The 19,634-nt window shown below is 66.5% G+C and carries 21 protein-coding genes; 12 read left to right on the top strand and 9 right to left on the bottom strand.

Annotated features, from left to right (window positions below):
• Positions 1-108 precede the first annotated feature (108 nt).
• A complete protein-coding gene (locus ACVOLO_RS17425; RefSeq protein WP_481571586.1) occupies positions 109-2,859 on the bottom strand; it encodes a bifunctional diguanylate cyclase/phosphodiesterase in 2,751 nt (916 codons plus the stop codon).
• Positions 2,860-3,068: 209 nt separating this feature from the next.
• Positions 3,069-3,860: a carboxylesterase family protein gene (locus ACVOLO_RS17420; RefSeq protein WP_481571585.1), complete on the bottom strand. Its 792-nt coding sequence runs from the start codon at positions 3,858-3,860 to the stop codon at positions 3,069-3,071.
• A 129-nt stretch (positions 3,861-3,989) separates the two neighbouring features.
• Here ACVOLO_RS17420 and ACVOLO_RS17415 point away from each other — a divergent pair, with 129 nt between their 5' ends.
• Together ACVOLO_RS17415 and ACVOLO_RS17410 are read left to right on the top strand one after the other, a co-directional pair.
• Complete coding sequence (locus ACVOLO_RS17415; RefSeq protein ID WP_481571584.1) at positions 3,990-4,280, top strand: hypothetical protein; 291 nt, start codon at positions 3,990-3,992, stop codon at positions 4,278-4,280.
• Positions 4,281-4,386: 106 nt separating this feature from the next.
• Entirely contained in the window at positions 4,387-5,433 is a 1,047-nt protein-coding gene (locus ACVOLO_RS17410; RefSeq protein ID WP_481571583.1) for an HDOD domain-containing protein, read from the top strand.
• A gap of 14 nt (positions 5,434-5,447) precedes the next feature.
• Here ACVOLO_RS17410 and ACVOLO_RS17405 read toward each other — a convergent pair whose 3' ends face one another.
• Positions 5,448-7,022: a phospholipase D family protein gene (locus ACVOLO_RS17405; RefSeq protein WP_481571582.1), complete on the bottom strand. Its 1,575-nt coding sequence runs from the start codon at positions 7,020-7,022 to the stop codon at positions 5,448-5,450.
• Between the two features lie 124 nt (positions 7,023-7,146).
• Between ACVOLO_RS17405 and sstT the strand changes: the two genes are divergently transcribed.
• The 3 genes from sstT to ACVOLO_RS17390 are packed head-to-tail and all read left to right on the top strand — an operon-like array spanning position 7,147 to position 9,382.
• Positions 7,147-8,355 (top strand): serine/threonine transporter SstT, encoded by a 1,209-nt coding sequence (gene sstT / locus ACVOLO_RS17400; protein WP_481571581.1) that lies wholly within the window; start codon positions 7,147-7,149, stop codon positions 8,353-8,355.
• Between the two features lie 5 nt (positions 8,356-8,360).
• Positions 8,361-9,083, top strand: a complete 723-nt coding sequence (locus ACVOLO_RS17395) for an AzlC family ABC transporter permease (protein ID WP_481571580.1) — start codon at positions 8,361-8,363, stop codon at positions 9,081-9,083.
• Positions 9,080-9,382 carry an AzlD domain-containing protein gene (locus tag ACVOLO_RS17390; RefSeq protein WP_481571579.1) on the top strand — a complete coding sequence of 101 codons (303 nt, stop codon included), beginning with the start codon at positions 9,080-9,082 and terminating at the stop codon, positions 9,380-9,382. The genes ACVOLO_RS17395 and ACVOLO_RS17390 overlap by 4 nt, the downstream gene beginning before the upstream one ends.
• A gap of 44 nt (positions 9,383-9,426) precedes the next feature.
• Here ACVOLO_RS17390 and ACVOLO_RS17385 read toward each other — a convergent pair whose 3' ends face one another.
• Positions 9,427-10,137 (bottom strand): rRNA pseudouridine synthase, encoded by a 711-nt coding sequence (locus tag ACVOLO_RS17385; RefSeq protein ID WP_481571578.1) that lies wholly within the window; start codon positions 10,135-10,137, stop codon positions 9,427-9,429.
• A 65-nt stretch (positions 10,138-10,202) separates the two neighbouring features.
• Complete coding sequence (locus tag ACVOLO_RS17380) at positions 10,203-10,700, bottom strand: M48 metallopeptidase family protein (RefSeq protein WP_481571577.1); 498 nt, start codon at positions 10,698-10,700, stop codon at positions 10,203-10,205.
• A gap of 80 nt (positions 10,701-10,780) precedes the next feature.
• Here ACVOLO_RS17380 and ACVOLO_RS17375 point away from each other — a divergent pair, with 80 nt between their 5' ends.
• Together ACVOLO_RS17375 and ACVOLO_RS17370 are read left to right on the top strand one after the other, a co-directional pair.
• Positions 10,781-11,335, top strand: coding sequence for a DUF2058 domain-containing protein (locus tag ACVOLO_RS17375; RefSeq protein ID WP_481571576.1), 555 nt, complete (start codon positions 10,781-10,783; stop codon positions 11,333-11,335).
• 80 nt (positions 11,336-11,415) lie between these two features.
• The gene (locus ACVOLO_RS17370) at positions 11,416-11,682 is read left to right on the top strand and encodes a DksA/TraR family C4-type zinc finger protein (protein ID WP_481571575.1); all 267 of its coding nucleotides are present in this window, start codon (positions 11,416-11,418) and stop codon (positions 11,680-11,682) included.
• Here the strand turns inward: ACVOLO_RS17370 and ACVOLO_RS17365 are convergent.
• Positions 11,670-12,200, bottom strand: a complete 531-nt coding sequence (locus ACVOLO_RS17365) for a GNAT family N-acetyltransferase (RefSeq protein WP_481571574.1) — start codon at positions 12,198-12,200, stop codon at positions 11,670-11,672. The genes ACVOLO_RS17370 and ACVOLO_RS17365 overlap by 13 nt on opposite strands.
• A gap of 126 nt (positions 12,201-12,326) precedes the next feature.
• Positions 12,327-12,908: a mechanosensitive ion channel domain-containing protein gene (locus ACVOLO_RS17360; protein WP_481571573.1), complete on the bottom strand. Its 582-nt coding sequence runs from the start codon at positions 12,906-12,908 to the stop codon at positions 12,327-12,329.
• A gap of 223 nt (positions 12,909-13,131) precedes the next feature.
• Here ACVOLO_RS17360 and ACVOLO_RS17355 point away from each other — a divergent pair, with 223 nt between their 5' ends.
• The 3 genes from ACVOLO_RS17355 to ACVOLO_RS17345 are packed head-to-tail and all read left to right on the top strand — an operon-like array spanning position 13,132 to position 15,142.
• Positions 13,132-13,710, top strand: a complete 579-nt coding sequence (locus ACVOLO_RS17355) for an RNA polymerase sigma factor (protein WP_481571572.1) — start codon at positions 13,132-13,134, stop codon at positions 13,708-13,710.
• On the top strand, positions 13,707-14,240 hold the full coding sequence (locus tag ACVOLO_RS17350) for an anti-sigma factor (protein WP_481571571.1): 534 nt from the start codon (positions 13,707-13,709) through the stop codon (positions 14,238-14,240). The genes ACVOLO_RS17355 and ACVOLO_RS17350 overlap by 4 nt, the downstream gene beginning before the upstream one ends.
• Positions 14,241-14,251: 11 nt before the next feature.
• A complete protein-coding gene (locus tag ACVOLO_RS17345) occupies positions 14,252-15,142 on the top strand; it encodes a DUF4097 family beta strand repeat-containing protein (protein WP_481571570.1) in 891 nt (296 codons plus the stop codon).
• Positions 15,143-15,470: 328 nt separating this feature from the next.
• Here the strand turns inward: ACVOLO_RS17345 and ACVOLO_RS17340 are convergent, their stop codons facing one another.
• Positions 15,471-16,829, bottom strand: coding sequence for an Hsp70 family protein (locus ACVOLO_RS17340; RefSeq protein WP_481571569.1), 1,359 nt, complete (start codon positions 16,827-16,829; stop codon positions 15,471-15,473).
• A gap of 117 nt (positions 16,830-16,946) precedes the next feature.
• On the opposite strand from ACVOLO_RS17340, the gene ACVOLO_RS17335 reads away from it, so the two are divergent.
• Positions 16,947-17,279: a zinc ribbon domain-containing protein YjdM gene (locus ACVOLO_RS17335; protein WP_481571568.1), complete on the top strand. Its 333-nt coding sequence runs from the start codon at positions 16,947-16,949 to the stop codon at positions 17,277-17,279.
• 101 nt (positions 17,280-17,380) lie between these two features.
• Here the strand turns inward: ACVOLO_RS17335 and ACVOLO_RS17330 are convergent, their stop codons facing one another.
• Positions 17,381-18,478, bottom strand: coding sequence for a tetratricopeptide repeat protein (locus ACVOLO_RS17330; protein ID WP_481571567.1), 1,098 nt, complete (start codon positions 18,476-18,478; stop codon positions 17,381-17,383).
• A 356-nt stretch (positions 18,479-18,834) separates the two neighbouring features.
• Here ACVOLO_RS17330 and thpR point away from each other — a divergent pair, with 356 nt between their 5' ends.
• Entirely contained in the window at positions 18,835-19,422 is a 588-nt protein-coding gene (thpR, locus tag ACVOLO_RS17325; RefSeq protein ID WP_481571566.1) for an RNA 2',3'-cyclic phosphodiesterase, read from the top strand.
• Positions 19,423-19,634: the final 212 nt, after the last annotated feature.

Raw genomic sequence — 19,634 nt, 5'->3', positions numbered from 1 at the left:
GTGCGCGGGGGGCCCCGCTGTGGGTGCGGCGCGGGATAAAATCCCCCGGCTCGCCCAGGGGGGGCACCCACCGCGGCCCCCCGCCCCGGGGGCGGGGCCCCCCTTCTGTCATTGGGCCGCGTCGGGCCCGATCTCACCGCTGGACCAACGCTGTGGCCACTGCCGGATGAAGGCATCAACCTCGCTCACGGGCATTGGCCTGCCGAATACGTAGCCCTGGCCTTCGGCGCAGTGTTCCTGCCTGAGCTGTGACAGCTGCGCGTGGGTTTCCACACCTTCGATGGTGGCGATGATGCCGAGCTTGGCGCACAGGTGCGACACCGCACCGATGATCGCGCCACTCTGGCTGTTTGCGCCCAGGTCGTCGAGGAAGGATTTGTCGATCTTGACCTTGTCGAACGGGAACGCGCGCAGGTAGCTCAGCGAGGAATAGCCGGTGCCGAAATCGTCCATGACGATGGAAACGCCGGCGTCCTTGAGCCGCAGCAGGTGTACCGATGCGGCCTGGATGTTGGCGATGAGGGCGTTTTCGGTGATCTCCAGCTCCAGCCGCGATGCCGGCAGCCCGGTGCTGGCCAGGGCACGCTCGACCATGCCGGCCAGGTTGGGCTGGGCCATTTGCGAGACCGACAGGTTCACGGCGATCTTCGTCTGTGCTGGCCAGTTGATGGCTGCCTGCAAGGCCTGCAGCAATACCCAGTCGCCGAGCGGGACCATCAGCCCCACTTCCTCGGCCAGGGCCAGGAAGCTACCGGGATCAAGCAGGCCCCGCTGCGGGTGTTGCCAGCGCAGCAATGCCTCAAAGCCAGTGAGCTGGCCGTCCTGCAGGTTCACCAGCGGCTGGTAATACAGCACGAACTGCTGCTCGGCCAGCGCGGTGCGCAGTTCGGTTTCCAGGCGCCTGCGTTCGCGCATGCGGGTGTCCATTTCTTCTTCGAAGAAGCGGTAGCAGGCACGTCCTTCTTCCTTGGCGCGGTACAGGGCCAGGTCGGCATTGCTCATCAACTTGTCGGCGCCACCGGACAACGTGTCGATCAGCACGATGCCGATACTGGTGCTGATGCCCAGGGGGTGCCCGTCCAGTTCAAACGGCTGTGACAGCACGTCCAGCAGGCGGGAAGCCAGCAAGGCCGCAGCCTCGGGGGGGCGGCGTTCCGGTGCCATGAGGATGGCGAACTCATCGCCGCCCAGGCGCGCGACCACGTCGTTGGTCCGCATGCAGCCCAGGATGCGGTGCGCCACTTCCTGCAGCAGCCTGTCGCCGGTCGGATGGCCAAGGGTCTCGTTGACCTCCTTGAAGCGATCAAGGTCCAGCAGCAGCAACGCGCAGGGGTGGCCACGGTGCGCGGCCGCCAGCGCATGGCCGAGTTTTTCGAACAGCACCGCGCGGTTGGGCAGCCCGGTCAGCGCGTCATGCTGGGCGAGGAAGGCGATATGGGCCTGCGCCTGGCGGCGCGCGTCGACATCCTCCAGCGCGCCGGCCCAGTCCGTCTGGTCTTCGCACAACGCAGCACCGCGCGCGCGCACCCAGCGCCAGTGGCCGTGCACGTCGAGCACACGGAACTCCACATCCAGCGGCGCGCCCTGGGCGAAGCTTTGTTCCACGGCGGTGGCGATCTGGATGCGGTCCTGCACGTTGACCCGGCGCAGCCAGCGCGTGCCGAGCGCGTCGTTGTCGTCCTGTCCGGTGAGCTCATGCCAGCCGGTGAGGGACTGCACGCGGCCGTGCCGGTCCGACTCCCACAGCACCAGCGCGCCGGCTTCAGCCACCGCACGATAGCGGTGCTGGCTTGCGGTCAGTTCTCGGGCGAGCGCGCTGGCTTCGTCCGCACTGCGCTTGAGGGCGTCCACGGTGTTGTTGAGGCTGTCCTGGAGGGTGCGAAACTCGCGGATGTTGGAAGGGGGCGGGTCCGGCAGGGTCGATGCGTTGGCGAGAATGCCTTGTCCGCGCTCGGCCAGTGCGCGGATGGGCCGTAGAATGCTGCCGGCAATGGTGTATGCCGCAAACAGGGCGATCAGTGCGGCCAGCGCGCCGCCGAAGAGGATCCCGGACAACTGCCGCTGCCAGCCGGCCTGGAAATCCTGCTGCGATTCACCCACCACCAGCGCCCAACCCGGTGCCGCCTGCAACCGTCGGAAGGCAAAAATGAGGCGTTGCCCTTCTTCGGTCATCGCCACGAACAAGCCCTGCTGGCCGCTGGCCTGCCGCAGTTGCTCCCAATCGGTGGCCACGGTGCCGACGTAATGCCCCGGGTTGCGGGAGCGTGCGGCGATCAGGCCATTGCCGTCGACCACCGCCACCAGCAGGCCGTCGTCACTGCCTGAATGCAACAAGGTGTCGACCAGTTGTTCGGCGGGCTGGACCATGGACAGCACGTGCTGCTGTCCGGTTGCATCGGCGAAGGGCAGGGCGATGGCGACACGCGGCGCGGGGGTGGCACGGTCGGAAAACAGATTGGACACCTGCACCTTGCCGCTGGCCCGTGCCTTGTCCAGCAGTGCCGGTGGGAGTTGACGCGCCTGTGAGGACTGATCGGTGACCAGGCGGATATCAGGATGCTGCCGCGCCCACGCATGCTGCTCCGGAGCCGCGCTGCCAGGTTGCGTGGCCAGCGAAGTGAGCAGGCGCAGTTGATTGATGCTGTTCTCGATGTCCTGGTCCACGCCGCGCGCCAGGGCTGATGCGGTTTCCTGCAAGCGTTGTTCGGAGTGATTGCGATAGTCGCGTGCGGTCATCCACATCGCCACGGCCCCGACCAGCAGCATCGGCAGCAACGTAACCAGGATGAGCAGGTACAGCCGCCAATACAGGCCGCGGGTGCGCGGGCCGGGCGGGGGCACTGCAGATGCGGTAGTCATCGCCAAGCCAGGGTCTCCGGGGTCCGTTCTGGAGTGGAGCACCAGGCCGGTGGTGCTCGCGGTGTGGGGTACGGCGGCACGGTGTTTCCTCGCGCTGTTATGGCATGAAGCCGAGCCACTTGGAAGGCATGCCGCTGTTACGTTGGGCGGCCCGACGCGCAAGGCCTGCAGCCTGCGCCGGACGCTGTGAACAGGGGGAGAGCGTTGCCTCAGTGGCGCCGCTGCATGAACAGCCACTCCCACAGGGCCGGGTTGCGATAGGCCGGATCCCAGGCGTTGTGCTGGGTATCCGGATATTCGGTGTAACGGAACCCGGCCTGCAGCCTGTCACTGGCCTGCTTGATGGCGCGGTCGTCGTGCGCAGGCACCAGCGCATCCAGCGCGCCATGGAACATCCACACCGGCACCCCATGCAGGCGCGATGCGACCGCGTCGTAAGGGTTGCCGATCCCGGCGACCTGGTCCACGACCAGGCCGGAGCGTTCGGCACGCGGGGCCAACAGCGCGCCGCAGATCGGGACCACCGCGGCGAACTGTGTCGGCCGGGTCAGTGCCAGTTCCCAGGTGCCGTAGCCGCCCATGGAAATACCGCTGATGTAGTTGCGTGCAGGGTCGGTGTCGAACTCGGCGTTGGCAGCGTCCAGTGCCGCCAAGGCCATGTGGACGTTGCGGCCACGCCACTCTTCTCCATCCGGAACTTGCGGGAATACCGCCAGCGCTGGAAAGCTGTCCGCATGCTGCTTGATCCACGGGCCGGCGCCGACCAGCGTTGGTTTGATGCCATCGCTGCCGCGTTCGCCGGAACCGTGCAGGAACAGCAGCACCGGCAGAGGGCGTGGCGCATGTGCGGCCGGCACGAAGACCTGGTAGCGGAACAACTGGCTTTCAACATCCAGCGTGCGCGTGACGAACTGGCCGTGCGCCGTGGCCGGCAGCGGGGCGCTGCTGGCGCTGGCAACAATGGCTGACAGCAGCAGGGTCAGCATCACGGAACGTCGCATGACAGGCGCCCTTGTCCGACAGAGGAAGCCCGCAGCCTAACCCAAACCGCGTCGCGTACAGATGGCGATATGCCAGAATCAGCAGCCCTCACCCCGCTGCCGTCGCAGCCTTTCCAGAAGATGCACCGTATGAGGAAACTGCTGATCATCGCCCTGGTCCTGCTGCTGGCCGCCTGCAATCAGGGCCCGCGCGGCACCTACAGTGATTCGGCACAGTTGCTGCGCTATACCTTCCAGGCCGAGGGCAAGGCCACGGTGGAGGCACTGGGCCAGGTGCAGCAGGCCGACTATGTGCGCGAAGGGGACACGGTGACGGTACACGTGCCCGGTTCGGAGGGCGCGCCAGTGGTGTTCATGCTCGACAAGGACGGATCGCTGCTCGGGCCGATGGGCGTGCGCCTGGAGCAGGTCAAGCCTTGATGCATCCGGCAGCGATCACACCCCGGCAATGCCGCCCGGCTGCAGAACCCGCTGCGGCTGTCGATATTGGTTGCGTCGGCCTGTGCAGGTCTTTTCTACGTTTGTCATGGTGATTTTTTCGGCAATCCTGGCGGCGGTCATCGTGGGCGGCATCGCCTGGTTCTGGCCGCGTGGCCGCGCGCAGGTGGCCGCGCCCACCGCCATGGACGAGTCAGCCCGCGTGGAAGTGGAAACGCCGGTGGTACTTGCACCCGTGGCCATCGGTGACCTGCAGCGGCGGTTTCTGTTGCATGCACTGGCCACGGCCGAGGACGCGCCGTTGCGGGTGCAGCGTGCGGTGGTCGAGGAAGTGGAGCTCACCCTGGCGCGCGCGGACCTGTCCTCGCGCTATACGCCACGCCGGCCAAACCTGCTGCCGCAGCTGATCCAGAGCGTCAATGACAGCGCCGCTTCGTCGCGCTCCATCGCACGCATCATCGGCAGTGACGCGGTGCTCGCGGCGACCTTGCTGCGCATCGCCAACAGCCCGCTGTACCGGCTGCAGCGGCAGGATGTGCAGAGCATCGAGCGCGCGGTGACCCTGATCGGCAACGACGGTATCCGCCAGATCATCTCCGCAGCGCTGGTGCAGCCGGTGATGCAGGCCGCCAGCGGCGAAGATGCGCTGTTCGCACGGCAGTTGTGGGACTACACGCTGGTGTTGTCGCTGGCCGCGGCTGACCACGCGCGCAGCATGGCGCAGGAAGATGGCTTCGCCGCCCAGTTGGCTGGGTTGCTGCTGGGCCTGGGCGGGGCACTGGTGATGCAGGCAACCCGCGATGTGCTGGCAAAGCCACCGCTGCGCACGCGCGAAGCGGGGACCCTGCTGGAAGCACTGGAACGCTGCACGGTGCCCACTGCCGTCCGTATTGCCGAACACTGGAAGCTGGCGCCGCCGATCATGCAGGCGCTGCGGGACATGGACGCCGAAGCACCGGCGGGCCTGGCACGCTCGCTGCAGGTCGGTCGCCTGGCGGCCAGTGCGGCCATGCTGCATGCCGCTGGTCGCATGCAGGAAGACCAGGCCTTGGCGGCCTTGTCGGCAGAGCTGCCGCCGCATGTAGCGGCGTGGTTGTGGAAGCGGGTGAACCCGCAGTCAACCGACATCCTTTGAGTGGCCTGCGCCGGTTACAGCTGTGACTCCAGCGGCAGCCAGCTGATCACACGGGTGGTGGCCCGTTGCATCAACGTGGTGTCCGGCTCGGCCCGGTAGGTGACGGGCGGCGCCGCGCTGCGGTCCAGCCAGCGCAGCTCCGAGCCTTTGCTCAGGTACACCCAGTAGCTCTGCTCGGCGTCTGACAGGCGCAGGTATTCGCTGCGCAACCGTGCGGCCAGCACCGGGTCGTCGAACAGCACGCCCATCTCGGTGTTGAGGTAGGCCGAGCGCGGATCCAGGTTGAACGAGCCGACGAAGCCACGGCGGTCATCAACCACGAATGCCTTGGTATGCAGGCTTGCGCCGCTGCTGCCAAAGGTGGATGCGCGCTCGCTGTGGCCGTGCGATTTCAGTTCGTACAACTGCACGCCACCGGCCAGCAGGGGGCGACGGTAGTGCATGTAACCGCTGTGCACGGCGGCCACGTCGTTGGCCGCCAGCGAGTTGGTGATGATGCCGACCTGCACGCCGTTCTTCACTTGCCCGATCAGCGCCTTGGTGCCGGCCGCACCGGGCACGAAGTAGGGCGATATCAGCAGCGATTTATGGCGCGCGCTGCCCAGTTCCTGGGCCAGTGCCGTTACCAGCCAGTCGCTGGAATCAGCGTCCCTGCGCTTGTCCGGCGGGTCCGAGCGGATATGTATCTGCGAGGTCCAGTGCAGGGCCAGGTGGTTGCTGAGATAGGCGTTGTCCAGGCGCGTGCGCACCCGCTGCAGATAGGGCGCAGCTTGCTGTTGGCGGGCCTCGACCTCGGCCTGGCCGATGAAGTTGTGCATCTGCTGCAGGGTGTTGTCCTGCAGTGCGGCCAGGGGCACGACTTCCTGGCTGTTCCAGAATGCGTCGAATATCCGGCTGGCATCGGAGACCACGGGCCCGGCCAGCAGCAGGTCCAGGTCGCGGAAGTTCACGTCCGGTCGCGCATCGAAATACTCTTCGCCGATGTTGCGGCCACCCACGATGGCAACCCGGCCATCGGCGATCCACGCCTTGTTGTGCATGCGGTGGTTGATGCTGAACACGCGTTGCACCATTTCCAGCAGGCGCCACAGGCCGTCGCGGTTGCGGAAGGGGTTGTACAGGCGGATCTCGATGTTGGGATGGGTGTCCAGCGCCATCATCTGCGCGTCCAGCCCGGCGGCATTCATGTCGTCCAGCAGCAGGCGCACGCGCACGCCGCGCTCGGCCGCCTGGTAAACGTCGTTGGCAAGCAGGTGGCCGACCATGTCGTCGTGCCACATGTAGTACTGCAGGTCCAGGCTGCGCCCGGCCTGGCGGGTGACGATGGAACGGGCCGCGTAGGCATCCAGCCCATCGGACAGGTAGACCGCGCCACTCTGGCCGGGGTGCTGGGCCAGCATCGGCGCCAGCGTGCGGTCAATCAGGGTCTGCGCAGGCTGCGGTGGCAAGGCCTGCGACGGCGTGCCAAGCGCCTTGGGGGTGAGGTGGTCGCCCAGCAGCAGGCCGCTGGCGACCAGCAGCAACAGTGCGGCGATGACATAACCGAGCAGGCGCAGCAGCCGGCGGCCACGGGGGCGGGTGTTTTCCATGCCTGCATCCTAGCGGTGTTGCGAGGGGCTGGTCAGGGTAACGGGGCAACCGTGACGTTCCGGAGGTGTCAGCCGGGGCGGAGCTGGGAGAGAATCGGGGTTTGCGTTCCCTGGGCCTTCGCCAATGACCGACCGTTCCACCTCCTTCCGTGCACCCAGCCTTGTGGTGCAGATCGTCATTGGCCTGGTTGCGGGCATCGCGCTGGCCATGGCCTGGCCGCAGGGGGCGATGGCGGTGGGCCTGCTCGGCACGGTGTTCATTTCCGCGCTCAAAGCGGTGGCGCCGGTGCTGGTACTGGTGCTGGTCACCGCCTCCATCGCCAACCACAAGCAGGGCCAGAAGACCAACATCCGCTTCATCCTGGCGTTGTACGTGATCGGCACCCTGATCGCGGCGCTGGTGGGTGTGGCCGCCAGTTTCCTGTTCCCCAGCGTGCTGACGTTCAAGAATGCAGCGCTGGCCGACATGACCGCACCGGGCGGCATTGGTGAAGTGCTCAAGACCCTGCTGATGCAGATTGTCGACAACCCGGTGCATGCGCTGCTCAACGCCAATTACATCGGCCTGCTGGCCTGGGCGGTGGGCCTGGGCCTGGCGCTGCGCCATGCCAGTGCCGGCACCCGCGCGCTGGTGGCGGACCTGTCCGACGCCATCACCTGGGTGGTGCGTGCGGTGATCAAGCTGGCGCCGCTGGGCGTGTTTGGCATCGTCGCCTCACTGCTGGCCGAGTCGGGGCTGGGGGCGCTGAGCGACTACCTGCGGCTGCTGTGCGTGCTGGTCGGGGCGATGCTGTTCATGGCCTTTGTCGGCAACCCGCTGATCGTGGCCGTGGTCACCCGGCGCAACCCGTACCCGCTGGTGCTGCGCTGCCTGCGCGAAAGCGGCATCACCGCGTTCTTCACCCGTTCCTCGGCGGCCAACATCCCGGTCAACATGGAGCTGTGCCGCAAGCTGGGCCTGCAGGAGGAAACCTATTCGGTAGCCATCCCGCTGGGGGCAACCATCAACATGGCCGGCGCGGCGATCACCATCTCGGTGCTGACGCTGGCGGCGGTCAACACGCTGGGCATTGCGGTGGACCTGCCCACTGCGCTGTTGCTGAGTGTGCTGGCGGCGGTGGGGGCCTGCGGTGCTTCCGGCGTGCCCGGGGGCTCGCTGCTGCTGATTCCACTTGCCTGCAGCCTGTTTGGCATTTCCAACGACGTGGCCATGCAGGTGGTGGGCGTGGGCTTCATCGTCGGTGTGGTGCAGGACTCGGCTGAAACCGCGTTGAATTCGTCCACCGACGTGGTGTTTGTCGCCGCCGCCGAACAGGCGCGCGGGCGCGGTTGATGCACATGCGCCCGTGGCTCACGCCGGCGGTACGCATTGGCCTGTCGATTGCGGTGGCCACGGGCCTGTACGGCATTTCCTTCGGCGCGCTGGCGGTGGCATCTGGCTTCAGCGTCGCGCAGACCGTGGCGTTGAGCCTGTTGATGTTCACCGGCGGCTCGCAGTTTGCCTTCATCGGCGTGGTTGCGGCCGGTGGCACCGGCGGTGCGGCGTTTGGCGCGGCCACGTTGCTCGGCATTCGCAATGCGGTGTATGGCGCACAGATCAACCGCATGCTGATGCCGCGTGGTTGGCTGCGGCCGCTTGCCGCGCAGGTGACCATCGACGAGTCCGCTGCCACTGCCGCCAGCCAGCGTGAGCCAGACGAACAGCGGCGTGGCTTCTGGGTGGCGGGTGTCGGCGTCTACGTGCTGTGGAATCTGTTCACCCTGGTGGGTGCGTTGCTGGGCGATGCCTTGGGCGATCCGCGTCGCTGGGGTTTGGACGGCGCTGCGGTGGCGGCCTTCCTGGCACTGCTGTGGCCGCGTCTGCGCTCGCGTGAGCCGGTGGCCATTGCCATCGTGTGCGCGTTGGTGACGATGCTTGCCTTGCCGTGGGTGCCGGCCGGCGTACCGATTCTGTTGGCTGCAGCGGTAGCCGCGGTCTGGGGCTGGTTCGGGCGTGGCCCGGCCGATGAAGGCCTGGAGCCGGATGTGACACCGCCGTCCGTTGAGGAGGGCACGCGGTGACGCTGTGGGGCTGGATCATGCTGGCCTGTGTCGCGGCCTGGGCGCTCAAATTTGCCGGTTATCTGGTGCCGGTGCGGTGGCTGGAATCACCGCGCATGAGCCGTGTAGCCGGCACCTTGACCATCGGCCTGTTGGCGTCGCTGACGACGATGAACGCCTTGTCGGCCGGTCAGGGCCTCGCCTTTGATGCACGCATCGGCGCCTTGCTGGTGGCGGCCGTGGCCCTGGCGCTGCGGGCGCCCTTCCTGCTGGTGGTGGTGCTGGGCGCGGCGGCGGCCGCGTTGATCCGCCTGCTGTAACACCCGTCAGGCCGGGAGCGCGGCAGCCCTGTGCAGTGGTGGGCTCAGAAGCGTTGGTTGGCGATCAAAAAGCGCCACTGGCCTTCGGGCATCTTGCTCAGGCCGATCCGGCCAATGCGCAGGCGGCGGATGGCCGTGACCTGCAGGCCGACTTCGTTGCACATGAACTGCAGTTGGCCCGGGCGCACATCCTTGATGGCAAAACGCAGGCGCTGCTCGCTTTGCCAGCTGACCTTGCAGGCGGGCAGGGTGCGGCCGTCGTAGCGCAGCCCCTGGGTCAGGCGCGACATCGCCCACGGGCTGGGCTCGCCTTCCACATCGACCATGAACTCCTGCTCCAGCGAAGCGCCCGATTCACTCAGGTGCCGGCGCACGCGCCAGTCCTGGGTCAAGACCAGCAGCCCGCTGGCTGCATCGTCCAGCGGCATCGGCACTTCCTGGCGTTGGAAATGACGGCGCAGCAGGCGCTGGCTGGCGGCGTAGTCGGTGAAATGGCTGGCCTCATCGATCAGTGCCAGCAGCTGGCCCGCACCGACACCGGCAGGCTTGTTCAGCAGGAAGGTGGCCGGCTCGGCGCCGTCGGTATTGGCGTTCTCGGCCAGTGTCACCACTTCTTCGCCGACCATGGTCTGCGGGGTTTCCACCACCACGCCGTCCACGCTGACCCAGCCGCCTTCAATGTACTGCTGGGCCTGGGCACGCGAGCATTGCAGCTGCGCGGACAGGCGCTTGTCGAGACGGATGGGCGTGGTCATGGGGGCGGGGTTCTACGGCGGGCGGCGAGTGTAGCGCCGATGCGCCGCACTCGCTAACGCAGGCCTCAGCGCGGTTCGTGCTCCAGCGCGGTCAGGTACAGGCGCAGGTCGAACTCCAGCTGGTGGTAGTCCGGCTCCATGTGCAGGCACAACTGGTAGAAGGCCTTGTTGTGGTCGGATTCCTTGATGTGGGCCAGCTCGTGCACCACGATCATCCGCAGGAACTCGGCCGGGGCCTCGCGGAACACGCTGGCGATGCGGATCTCGCGGCTGGCCTTGAGCTTGCCGCCGTGGTTGCGCGAAATGGCCGTATGCGTGCCCAGCGCGTGTTTCACCACCTGCAGCTTGCCGTCGTACAGCACCTTGCCCAGCGGCAGCGACTGGCGCAGGTGGCGGTCCTTGAGCTCCTGCACGTACTCATAAAGCTGGCGGTCGTTGCGCACCGCGTGCGGCTGCGCATAGCGGCGGCGGACTGCATCGCCCAGCCTGCCCTCGGCCAGCAACTCGCGGGCACGCTGCTGCAGGTGTTCGGGATAGCCATTCAGGTACTTCAGGGTTTGCATCGTGGTTGGCGGATGAGCGGGCGGGGCGGGGGACGGGCCGGTATCATGGCAGCCATTGGCAACAGAACACGAATACGACGATGGCAAAGGCAAATCCGCTGCAGGAACAGTTGCTCAAGGCTGGGCTGGTGAAGAAGTCCCAGGTTTCCCAGGTGGCCCGTGAGCAGGTCAAGGCGCGTCATGGCAAGGGCCCGGTGGCGGCAACGGAAAGCCAGCGTGAAGCCGAACGCGTGCGCGCGGAGAAGGCCGAACGGGACCGCGAGCTGGCTGCCGAGCGCAACGCCCAGCGCCGCGCTGACGAGCTGCGCGCGCAGGCGCGGCAGATCATCAGCGACCGGAAAGTGCCGCGCGCGGGTGAACTTGAGTACCGTTTCAACGATGGTGAAGTGATCCGCACGCTGCTGGTCACCGAGGCCCTGCGCAAGCAGCTGGCGGCCGGTGCGCTGGTGATCGTGCGTCATGGCGAGGGCTTCGAGCTGCTGCCGCGGGTGGCCGCCGAGCAGGTGCGCACGCGTGCGGCGGAGCTGATCGTGCTTGACCACGGCCAGAGTGAAGATACGGTCATTTCCACCGGCAATGCCGAGGATGACGCCTACTACGCCCAGTTCCAGGTGCCCGACGACCTGATGTGGTGATGCACCGTTGCACCGCTGTTGACCTGGCACTCAGGCAACTGCGCTAGGCTGGATGTTCGGTTTCCACGGAGCATCCAGCCATGGCTACGGGTTGGGCGGGCGACACCGCCGTTCAGGATCAGATTGACGCCACGGTAGAAGACGCGATCAAGCGTGCCCGCAGCCGCATGCCCAGCGGCCCGGGTCTGGAACACTGCGAAGAATGCGACACGCCCATTCCCGAAGCGCGGCGCAAGGCCGTGCCGGGCGTACGCCTGTGCATTGCCTGCCAGCAGGCACATGACGCCGATGAAGCGAGTTCCAGCGGCTACAACCGCCGCGGCAGCAAGGACAGTCAGCTGCGTTGAGGCTTGTCGGCTTGTGGCGGCAACAGCGCGTTGAGGTATTGCTTCTGCACGGCAGGCCGCAGCAGGCGCGGGCGCTCCATCAGCACAAAACGCACTCCCTTGACCGTCTGCGGCGCGGCCTTGGCGACAAAGCCGAATTTCTCGTAGACCGGCACGGCCACTTCCGATGAGTTGACCGTGTATTCACGGCGGCCATTTGCCTGCAGTACGTGTTCCCACAATTGACGGGCGATGCCCCGGTGCCGCGTGCTGCGGCTCACGAATAAATGATGGATGTGGCTGCCATCACGCATGGCGATCATGCCGCACAACTGGCCGTTGTCCTCGACCAGGTAATGGGCAAACTGCGGTGATGCCAGCCGCTGGGCAAAACTGTCAGGCGTGAGCGTAGCCAGGAAGGCGTGGGCGCTGGCGCCGGTATCGGCATCAAGCAGGTGCCGCGCCAATGGCGTGACCAACGCACTGAGTGCGTGGGCATCGGCCGCGGTCGCTTGGCGAAGTGTGTTGCTTGAGTCCATCGGCTGCCCCGTTGCGCTGTCGGTGGGGAGCATAACGGCAGTGGCGATGGCCGGGGCGAAGACCGCCGGATGTCAGGGCGCGCCCGGGAACGGGAAGGCCCTGTCCGCTGCGTGCCGGGGAATCGCTCAGCCATCACCCTCGATGACGCCCGGGGCAACATCGCCCCCGCGCCAGCGGCGCAGGCCGCGCTGGAAGAACAGGCTGTTGGGGATCTGCATCAGGGCGCCTTCGGAGGGGCCGCCGATTTCATGCAGGGTGGTGTAGATCAGGTTGATGTCGATCACGCTGCCTTTCAGGCCCGGCTTCTCGCCGTTCTCCAGCAGCTCGATCTGGTCGCCCAGGCGGAACGGGCGCGTGGTGAAGATCAGGAACGTGCAGAAGATGTTGGACAGCACGCTCCACGCCGCGAAGAACGCCACCGCGCCGACGGCGGCAAACCCGGTGAACGCGGTCCACAGCACCGAGGGCTGCACGCCGATCTGGTTCAGTATCGCCAGCAGGGTCACCGTCCAGATGATGAAGCTGGACAGCCGGCGGATGGCCATCTCGATGGGCTGCGGCAAGGTGTAATGGCGGCCAAGGCGGGACAGCAGGCGACGGGTCAGCAGACGCAGCAGCAAAGCCACCAACAGGATCGCGACGATGTTCAGGCCGGTGGTCAGCGGGCCGACCCATTCGTGCATCGCCGGTGGCAGGTACTGCTTCATCGTCAATCTTCTCCTTGCGGGCCACGGGTGCCTGGAGCATCCGCAGCGTGCCGGCCTGCCGGCGTGGTGATCGTAGTGCCGCATCCTGGTGGGCCGCCGCCGGCGGCGGTCTGGTGCCCGGTACATGAATCGGCAACGTGGGGAGGGGATTGTCGGCCATGCGGACGTAGCTGCCAACGCACCGGCGTTTAAACCTTTTACGCGGCGCCTGCATCCAATGGATATGCTCGACGCGACCGTGACCACCGCCACCTCTTCATCGCCCGCCGTGGACGACGCCGCGCTGGCCCGGGCCGCCGCTGCCGGTGACGTTCACGCCTACGAACGGATCTACCGCCGCCATGCGCCGAAGTTGAATGCGCTGCTGTGGCGGTTGTGCGGGGGCAATGCCGCCCGTGCCGAGGATGTGCTGCAGGAGACCTTCATCCAGGCCTGGCGCAAGTTGCCGCAGTTCCGCTTTGAGAGTGCGCTGGGCACCTGGCTGCATCGGCTGGCGGTGAACACGGCGCTGATGGAACTGCGCGCCGGCGCCGCCTTTGAGTCACTGGATGTGGGTGAGGACGGCATGGCGCTGCTGGCCGATGTCGCCGCGCCCACGCGCTGCCATGCCACCGGCATGGACCTGGAGCGGGCGCTGCAGACCCTACCGCCGCGTGCCCGGGCGGTGCTGGTACTGCACGACATCGAAGGCTGGAAACACCAGGAAATTGCGACGGAACTGCAGATGGCGGTTGGCAGTTCCAAGGCACAGCTGCATCGCGCCCGTGGCCTGCTGCGGGCGCGGCTTGGAGAAGCAGGATGAATCAGAACGACAACGAACACGACAACGACGAACTGGCGCTGCGCTTGCGCGCGCTGCCTGCGGAGCGCGTGCCACCGGCAGTGGTGTGGCAGCGCATCGCCGCCGAATTGCAGCAGCCCAGGCACACCACGCCGGAGCGGATAACGCCTTCGATGCTGCGCCCGGTCGTGCACCGGGAGCCGCGCCGCTGGCCCTGGTATGCCGGTATTGCGGCGGCCGTGTTGGCACTGGTCGGTACCGCCGGGCTGTGGCTGCCGCAGGAACGCCCGGCACCGCCCTCGCTGCTGCAGGCGCAGGCCAACGCACTGACCCATGAATACCGGCTGGCCATCGCCACCATTCCGCAGGACAGCGTGCCGGCGGAGCTGCTGCCGGCGCTGCACGAACTGGACACCACCGCCGGCGACATCCGCCAGGCCATTGCACAAAGCCCGCAGGCCGGTTTCCTGCTGGGACAACTGCAGCGCACCTACGCGCTGCGCCTTGAACTCACCCGGCAAGGCCTTGATGGCGCCGGGCTCACCATCTGAAGGAGCAATCCATGAAAGCCTCGTTGAGGAATGTGCTGGCCGTTGCGCTGCTGCTGGCCCCCCTGTCTTCTGCCTTGGCGCAAAGCACGGTCAACCAGCGTCTGCCCCTGTCCAGCGGCGGGCGTGTCGAGTTGAGCAACGTTGCCGGCTCGGTGACTGTGCGCGGTTGGGACCGTGATGAAGTGCAGCTCACCGGAACCCTGGGCGATGGCCAGCGGCTGGATGTGGAAAACAGCACCAATCGCGTGCAGTTCAAAGTGGTGTATCCGCAGGGACGCAGCAGCCGTGGCGCGACCCTGGAGCTGCGGGTTCCGCGTGCGGCGCAACTGCAGACCAACACGGTCAGCGCCGGTGTGGATGTGGCGGAAGTGGATCTGCGCCGCCTGCAGACCACAACGGTCAGCGGCGCGATCACCGCCAACGGCCAGGCCAGCGAGGCAGAGTTCAACACGGTCAGCGGTTCGATCCGCTCGCAGCTGCGTACCCCGCGGCTGGAACTGCGCACGGTCAGCGGCAGCATCAACAGCAGTGGCGGCAGCGGTGGTGAGGTGACGGCCAACTCGGTGTCCGGCGGTATTGCACTGGAGCTGGCTGCCGTGCAGCGGCTCAATGCGGAAACCGTTTCGGGCAACCTGGGCATCCGCAGTGCGGGGCTGCAGCCGGGCGGGCGCATCAGCCTGCAGACGGTGAGTGGGGCGGTTACGTTGTCGTTGCCGGCGCGCACCTCGGCGCAGTTGAAGGCCAGCACGTTCAGCGGTGACATCAAATCCGACATGGGCCAGGTCGAGCGCCCGCGCTACGGCCCGGGCAGCAGCCTGGATGCGCGCATCGGCAGCGGTGATGGCGATATTTCCATCAACTCGCATTCGGGCGATGTGCGGGTGAGTTTGGGCGGGCGTTGAGCGTCGGCTGTTCAACGTGATGTTTGAGGCTTGGACTGCGAGAGGTTGAAACTTCATCCCCGCCTGCGGTGCCAGATCACGTTTTCAGCGAAGCGGCCAGTGTCTCCGCAATGTTCGATTTCTTCCCTTCTCCCGTTTACGGGAGAAGGTGCCCCGAAGGGGCGGATGAGGGGAGCCTTTGTCCCTTTCTTGCATTGGCGGTCACTGATTTTTGCTACCAGTCGAAAATCAACAGCGCCCCTCACCCCAACCCCTCTCCCGCAGGCGGGAGAGGGGCTATGTGCCGCGTTGGACAGACGAGAGCCGTACTGTTGCAGCGGCTCCGCGCTCAGCCCTTCGCCGCCGCCAGCGCCAGGCCCTGCACCACGCCGAATGACGGATCGCCGTGTACCAGGGTTGCACCGGGGAAGGCCGCCGCTGCGGTGCGTTGCACATAGCCGGCGCGTGACATGCCGCCGGTGAGGAACACGGCGGCCGGGTCATGGCCGATGTCCTGGCGGACCTGCTGCAACAGGGCTTCCAGTTCACCCAGGTAGTTGCCCGCGGCCTGTGCCAGGTGCGGGGCATCGGTGTCCACGTTCAAGCCCGGCTCGATGAAATCCAGCGCGCTGGCGTGATGGTCATTGCTGCTCAGTGCGATCTTGCAGTGCTCCACCGCGCGATACAGGCGCGCCGTGTTGCCGGTGTCCTGCAACGCCTGCAGGCGCGACCCGTATGGCGCTTCCACCGCCGCATAGTCGTGTTGTCGGAAATCACGCTGGCGCGGCATGTCCTGCACCATCGCCGCTTCCACATAGTGATGGGCCGGTACGCGGGTGATGCCGCGCCCAAACAGCGGCATGTAGCCGGCCAGGCTCAGGGCCAGGTCGATATCGGTGCCGCCGCGCGCGATACCCCAGGCGCGGTTAATCTGCGGTGCCTCGTTGCCGCCGACGCTGGCATGGGCAATGTCGGTGGTGCCGCCGCCGACGTCGACGATCACCGCTTCATGGCGCGTGTCGCTGACCGCGTGGTAGTGCATTGCCGCAGCGGCGGGTTCTTCCAGGAACTCCACTTCGTCAAAACCGGCGGCCAGGGCCGCACCGCGCAGGATGTCCAGCGCCTGGGCGTTGCCGGCCTCGCCGATGGAGCTGCGGAACTGCACCGGGCGACCGAGCAGGGCGCTGCGCACGTTCTGGCCCAACTGCCTGGAAGCCGTCAGGCGGATGTGTTCGAGGATGTGCGTGGCGATGCCGGTGATGGTTTGTTTGGCGCGTGGATGCAGGTTGTAGCCCAGCATCGACTTGGGGCTCTGCACCAGGTTGCCTTCGTTCTCCTCGAAGTAGGCTTCCAGCGCATCGTCACCGTAGACGGCGTTCTGCAGCAGGGTGGTGGAGCTTTGTGGCTCGCGGATGCGTTCTTCCATCCATTGCCGGCGCACCACCCGCATGGCATCGCTGCGCAACTGTTCGTGGCTGCGGTTGGTGCCGGCCGCGCGCGCGTCACGGCGGCCGGATTCAATCAATTCCTCCAGTTGCTGTTCCAGCGCGGGGGTCAACTCGAAATCGTTGGGGTCGCGCATCACCTCGGGGAAATACACCGTGGTGCGGAACTGCAGTGCGTCGCCGAACTGCACCGGAATCACCTTGCCCTGGACGTGGGCGGCGGCGGCCGAGTTGCTGGTGCCGAAGTCAATGCCAAGTTTCATGGAGCGGATTCGTGCGGCGGAAACGGCCGCGCACTTTACTACGCGGCCGGCTTGCCGGCGTGAGTGCGGGCGTGAGCGGCTACAATCGGCGGCCCCCTTCATTTTCCGGGAGTTGTCATGTCCGTCTCTTCCTGCCCGCAATGCTCGCTGCAGAATGTCTACCCCGATGGTGCGCTGTGGGTCTGCGCCGACTGCGGCCATGAATGGGCGCCGGGTGAAGCAGCGGCCAATGAACTGGTCGTGCGTGACAGCAATGGCAACGTGCTGGTCGCCGGCGACACGGTCACCGTCATCAAGGACCTGAAGGTCAAGGGTTCCTCGATCCCGCTCAAGCAGGGCACGGTGATCCGCAACATCCGTCTGGTCGAGGACGATGCCGAACACATCGAAGGCAACTCGGAAAAGATCAAGGGGCTGGTGCTGAAGACCTGCTTCCTGCGCAAGGCCTGACGAATCTGATCGGAAACAAGGGGGCATGCGGCCTGTTCGCCGCTGCTGACGCGCCGCCCTTGCTGTTTCCGATTCCGCGTTGCCGGCGTTCGTTGCCGGCCTCAATGTGCCGCGTGTCGCGCTTCCAGGCGGCGGATGCTGTCCAGCTTGCTCTGGTAGATGGCCCGTTGCTCGTCGCTGCCGCCCAGCGCACGGGCGCGGGTCATTTCGCGTTCGGCCAGGCGGTTGTTGCCGCTCAGGAAGTAGGCCCGTGCCAGACCGAAGTGGAACTGGTGGGCGCGGCTGTAGAGCCGCACCGCCTTGCGGTAGTAGTCGACCGCCAATGCGTAGTTTGAGTTGCGCTCGGCGATCACACCCTGCATGAACTGATAGAACGGATCCTTGCTGCGTGAGCGCTCCAGGCGTGTCTGCAGCTGCGCGGCGCGGCGGCTGTCGCCCATCTGCAGGTACAGCTTGGAGGCGTTGTGCAGTGACGGGGCGTGGTCCTTGTTGATCGACAGTGCCACGTCGAAATCGTGGCTGGCGGCGGCCAGGTCGTCGACGCGCGAATCCAGCACGCCCAGGTTGCTCCAGGCCGGCACGAAACGCGGCTCCATCTGCAGAGCCAGGTCGAAATAGCGGCGGGCGGCGAGGTAGTCGTGCGCGGCCAGCTGGTCGGCGCCACGGTTGTTGTAGAAATGCGCAAGCGCGCGCCGGTCCGATATCTGCCTCGGGCCGCGACTGTCGTAGAGCACGTTGCTGTCCAGGTCCATGGTTGCGACGCGGCCATTCACGCGCAGGCCGGCGTTGACGTGGCCGGCGTTGAAGATCAGCCCCTGCTCCTGGTACCAGGTGACCACCTGGCCGACCTCCTGCACGTGTGCTTCCAGCCCGACTTCACGCGCCAGGGCGACGAACAGCAGGGTGAAGGACAGGCAGTTGGCGCGGCGCTGCTGCCAGGTCTCGGCGATGGTCAGGGTTGCCTCGGTGTCGTACCGCAGGCCCAGACCGTCGGGGGAAAAAACCAGTTCGACCAGCCGTTGCAGGCGGTTTTCCGGTGAATTGGTGGTGCTTGTAACCCGTTCACGCAGCAGCGTCTTGACCTCGGGCGGAATGGCCATGACCTGCTCGGGCGGCGGGATCTCCACGATGACCTGCGGAGCGGGGGCCGGCGAAAGCGAGGTGACGGCGAGCAGGGCAAAAGCGTTCCAACCGATCATGGCGACCACCTGGAGGTTGCTGCGGCAGCCCGAGTGTATGCCTGCGCGCGCCGGCTGGCGTGAGTGCCGGATCACGCAGGCGGGGGTGTGACCAGGCTGCGCCGATCAAGGCCATTGGCAGTGCTCCCGGCCGGCCCTGGCCGGCAGAACCGGCAATCCACAAGTGATGTGGATCAGCCCTTGGCAAACATGTGGATAACCTGCGGCAGGCCCTGAAACGCCTGGCTTGCCAGACGGTGGCCATATTTTGTCCAGACGGCGTCCCGGTGACGGGTGGGGTCTGCTAGTATCCGCGGCCCCAGTCAGTATCGGCGGCCGCGACATGCCGGCGCAGCCGCGGCTTTCGACGCGAAACCATGAACAAGTTCCTTCCCTCTGACCAGGCACAGCTCTCGCTGGGCATTGGCAGTGACATTCCCACCGAGCGCCTGTTCTTTGCGGTGCTGCCGGATCCGCTCACCGCCGAGCGGGTTGCCGAGCTGGCCGAAGGGCTGCGGGACGAACATGGGCTGGAAGGGCGCCCACTGGCCTGCGAACGCCTGCACATCACCTTGCACCACGTCGGCGACTATGCCGGCCTGCCGCCCAGCCTGTTGGCCAAGATGCGCCAGGCCGCCGGGCGGGTGCGGATGCCGGAGTTCGAGGTTTGTTTCGACCAGGTGGGCAGCTTTGCCGGCAACCGGCAGAACCCGTTCGTGCTGCGCAGTGAATACGGCGCCGAACTGCTGACCGGCCTGCATGAAGAACTGGCGCGTTGCCTGCAGGGCGTGGGCGGCAAGACCGACCCGCGCTTCACCCCGCACATGACGCTGCTGTACGACAAGCGCCGCATGCCGATCCAGCCGGTGCAGCCGCTGCGTTGGTTCGTGCGTGAATTCGTGCTGATCCGCAGCTTCCTCGGCCAGAGCCGCTACCAGCTGGAAGGCCGCTGGCAGTTGGGGTAGGAGCGGCTTCAGCCGCGAAACCATCGACGTGGAAGGTCGCCAGCGTATCCGTAATTGCAGCCGCGTCCGGTATCGGGAGTGTTGCTTGTTTCGCGGCTGAAGCCGCTTGTGTCTGCCACCGGAGTAGGTTTGCAGGTGAGAGCGGAGTGCGGCAGCCCGTTATGCCGCGGTGCGCACAAGCACGTGTAGGAGTTGGGGCGCCGCACTCCAAA

The organism is Stenotrophomonas sp. STEN056 (assembly GCF_056759635.1).
The sequence above is the reverse complement of the archived record's forward strand: the minus strand, read 5'-3'. Positions and strand labels throughout refer to the sequence as shown.

Excerpts from the sequence above, each read along its gene's own strand:
- ACVOLO_RS17370 (WP_481571575.1), top strand. The coding sequence starts at position 11,416 with ATGGCTACGGGTTGGGCGGGCGACACCGCCGTTCAGGATCAGATTGAC.
- ACVOLO_RS17355 (WP_481571572.1), top strand. The coding sequence starts at position 13,132 with ATGCTCGACGCGACCGTGACCACCGCCACCTCTTCATCGCCCGCCGTG.
- ACVOLO_RS17420 (WP_481571585.1), bottom strand. The coding sequence starts at position 3,860 with ATGCGACGTTCCGTGATGCTGACCCTGCTGCTGTCAGCCATTGTTGCC.
- ACVOLO_RS17350 (WP_481571571.1), top strand. The coding sequence starts at position 13,707 with ATGAATCAGAACGACAACGAACACGACAACGACGAACTGGCGCTGCGC.
- ACVOLO_RS17380 (WP_481571577.1), bottom strand. The coding sequence starts at position 10,700 with ATGCAAACCCTGAAGTACCTGAATGGCTATCCCGAACACCTGCAGCAG.
- ACVOLO_RS17415 (WP_481571584.1), top strand. The coding sequence starts at position 3,990 with ATGAGGAAACTGCTGATCATCGCCCTGGTCCTGCTGCTGGCCGCCTGC.
- ACVOLO_RS17375 (WP_481571576.1), top strand. The coding sequence starts at position 10,781 with ATGGCAAAGGCAAATCCGCTGCAGGAACAGTTGCTCAAGGCTGGGCTG.
- thpR (WP_481571566.1), top strand. The coding sequence starts at position 18,835 with ATGAACAAGTTCCTTCCCTCTGACCAGGCACAGCTCTCGCTGGGCATT.
- sstT (WP_481571581.1), top strand. The coding sequence starts at position 7,147 with ATGACCGACCGTTCCACCTCCTTCCGTGCACCCAGCCTTGTGGTGCAG.
- ACVOLO_RS17385 (WP_481571578.1), bottom strand. The coding sequence starts at position 10,137 with ATGACCACGCCCATCCGTCTCGACAAGCGCCTGTCCGCGCAGCTGCAA.
- ACVOLO_RS17330 (WP_481571567.1), bottom strand. The coding sequence starts at position 18,478 with ATGATCGGTTGGAACGCTTTTGCCCTGCTCGCCGTCACCTCGCTTTCG.
- ACVOLO_RS17345 (WP_481571570.1), top strand. The coding sequence starts at position 14,252 with ATGAAAGCCTCGTTGAGGAATGTGCTGGCCGTTGCGCTGCTGCTGGCC.
- ACVOLO_RS17405 (WP_481571582.1), bottom strand. The coding sequence starts at position 7,022 with ATGGAAAACACCCGCCCCCGTGGCCGCCGGCTGCTGCGCCTGCTCGGT.
- ACVOLO_RS17410 (WP_481571583.1), top strand. The coding sequence starts at position 4,387 with ATGGTGATTTTTTCGGCAATCCTGGCGGCGGTCATCGTGGGCGGCATC.
- ACVOLO_RS17340 (WP_481571569.1), bottom strand. The coding sequence starts at position 16,829 with ATGAAACTTGGCATTGACTTCGGCACCAGCAACTCGGCCGCCGCCGCC.
- ACVOLO_RS17335 (WP_481571568.1), top strand. The coding sequence starts at position 16,947 with ATGTCCGTCTCTTCCTGCCCGCAATGCTCGCTGCAGAATGTCTACCCC.
- ACVOLO_RS17365 (WP_481571574.1), bottom strand. The coding sequence starts at position 12,200 with ATGGACTCAAGCAACACACTTCGCCAAGCGACCGCGGCCGATGCCCAC.
- ACVOLO_RS17395 (WP_481571580.1), top strand. The coding sequence starts at position 8,361 with ATGCGCCCGTGGCTCACGCCGGCGGTACGCATTGGCCTGTCGATTGCG.
- ACVOLO_RS17425 (WP_481571586.1), bottom strand. The coding sequence starts at position 2,859 with ATGACTACCGCATCTGCAGTGCCCCCGCCCGGCCCGCGCACCCGCGGC.
- ACVOLO_RS17360 (WP_481571573.1), bottom strand. The coding sequence starts at position 12,908 with ATGAAGCAGTACCTGCCACCGGCGATGCACGAATGGGTCGGCCCGCTG.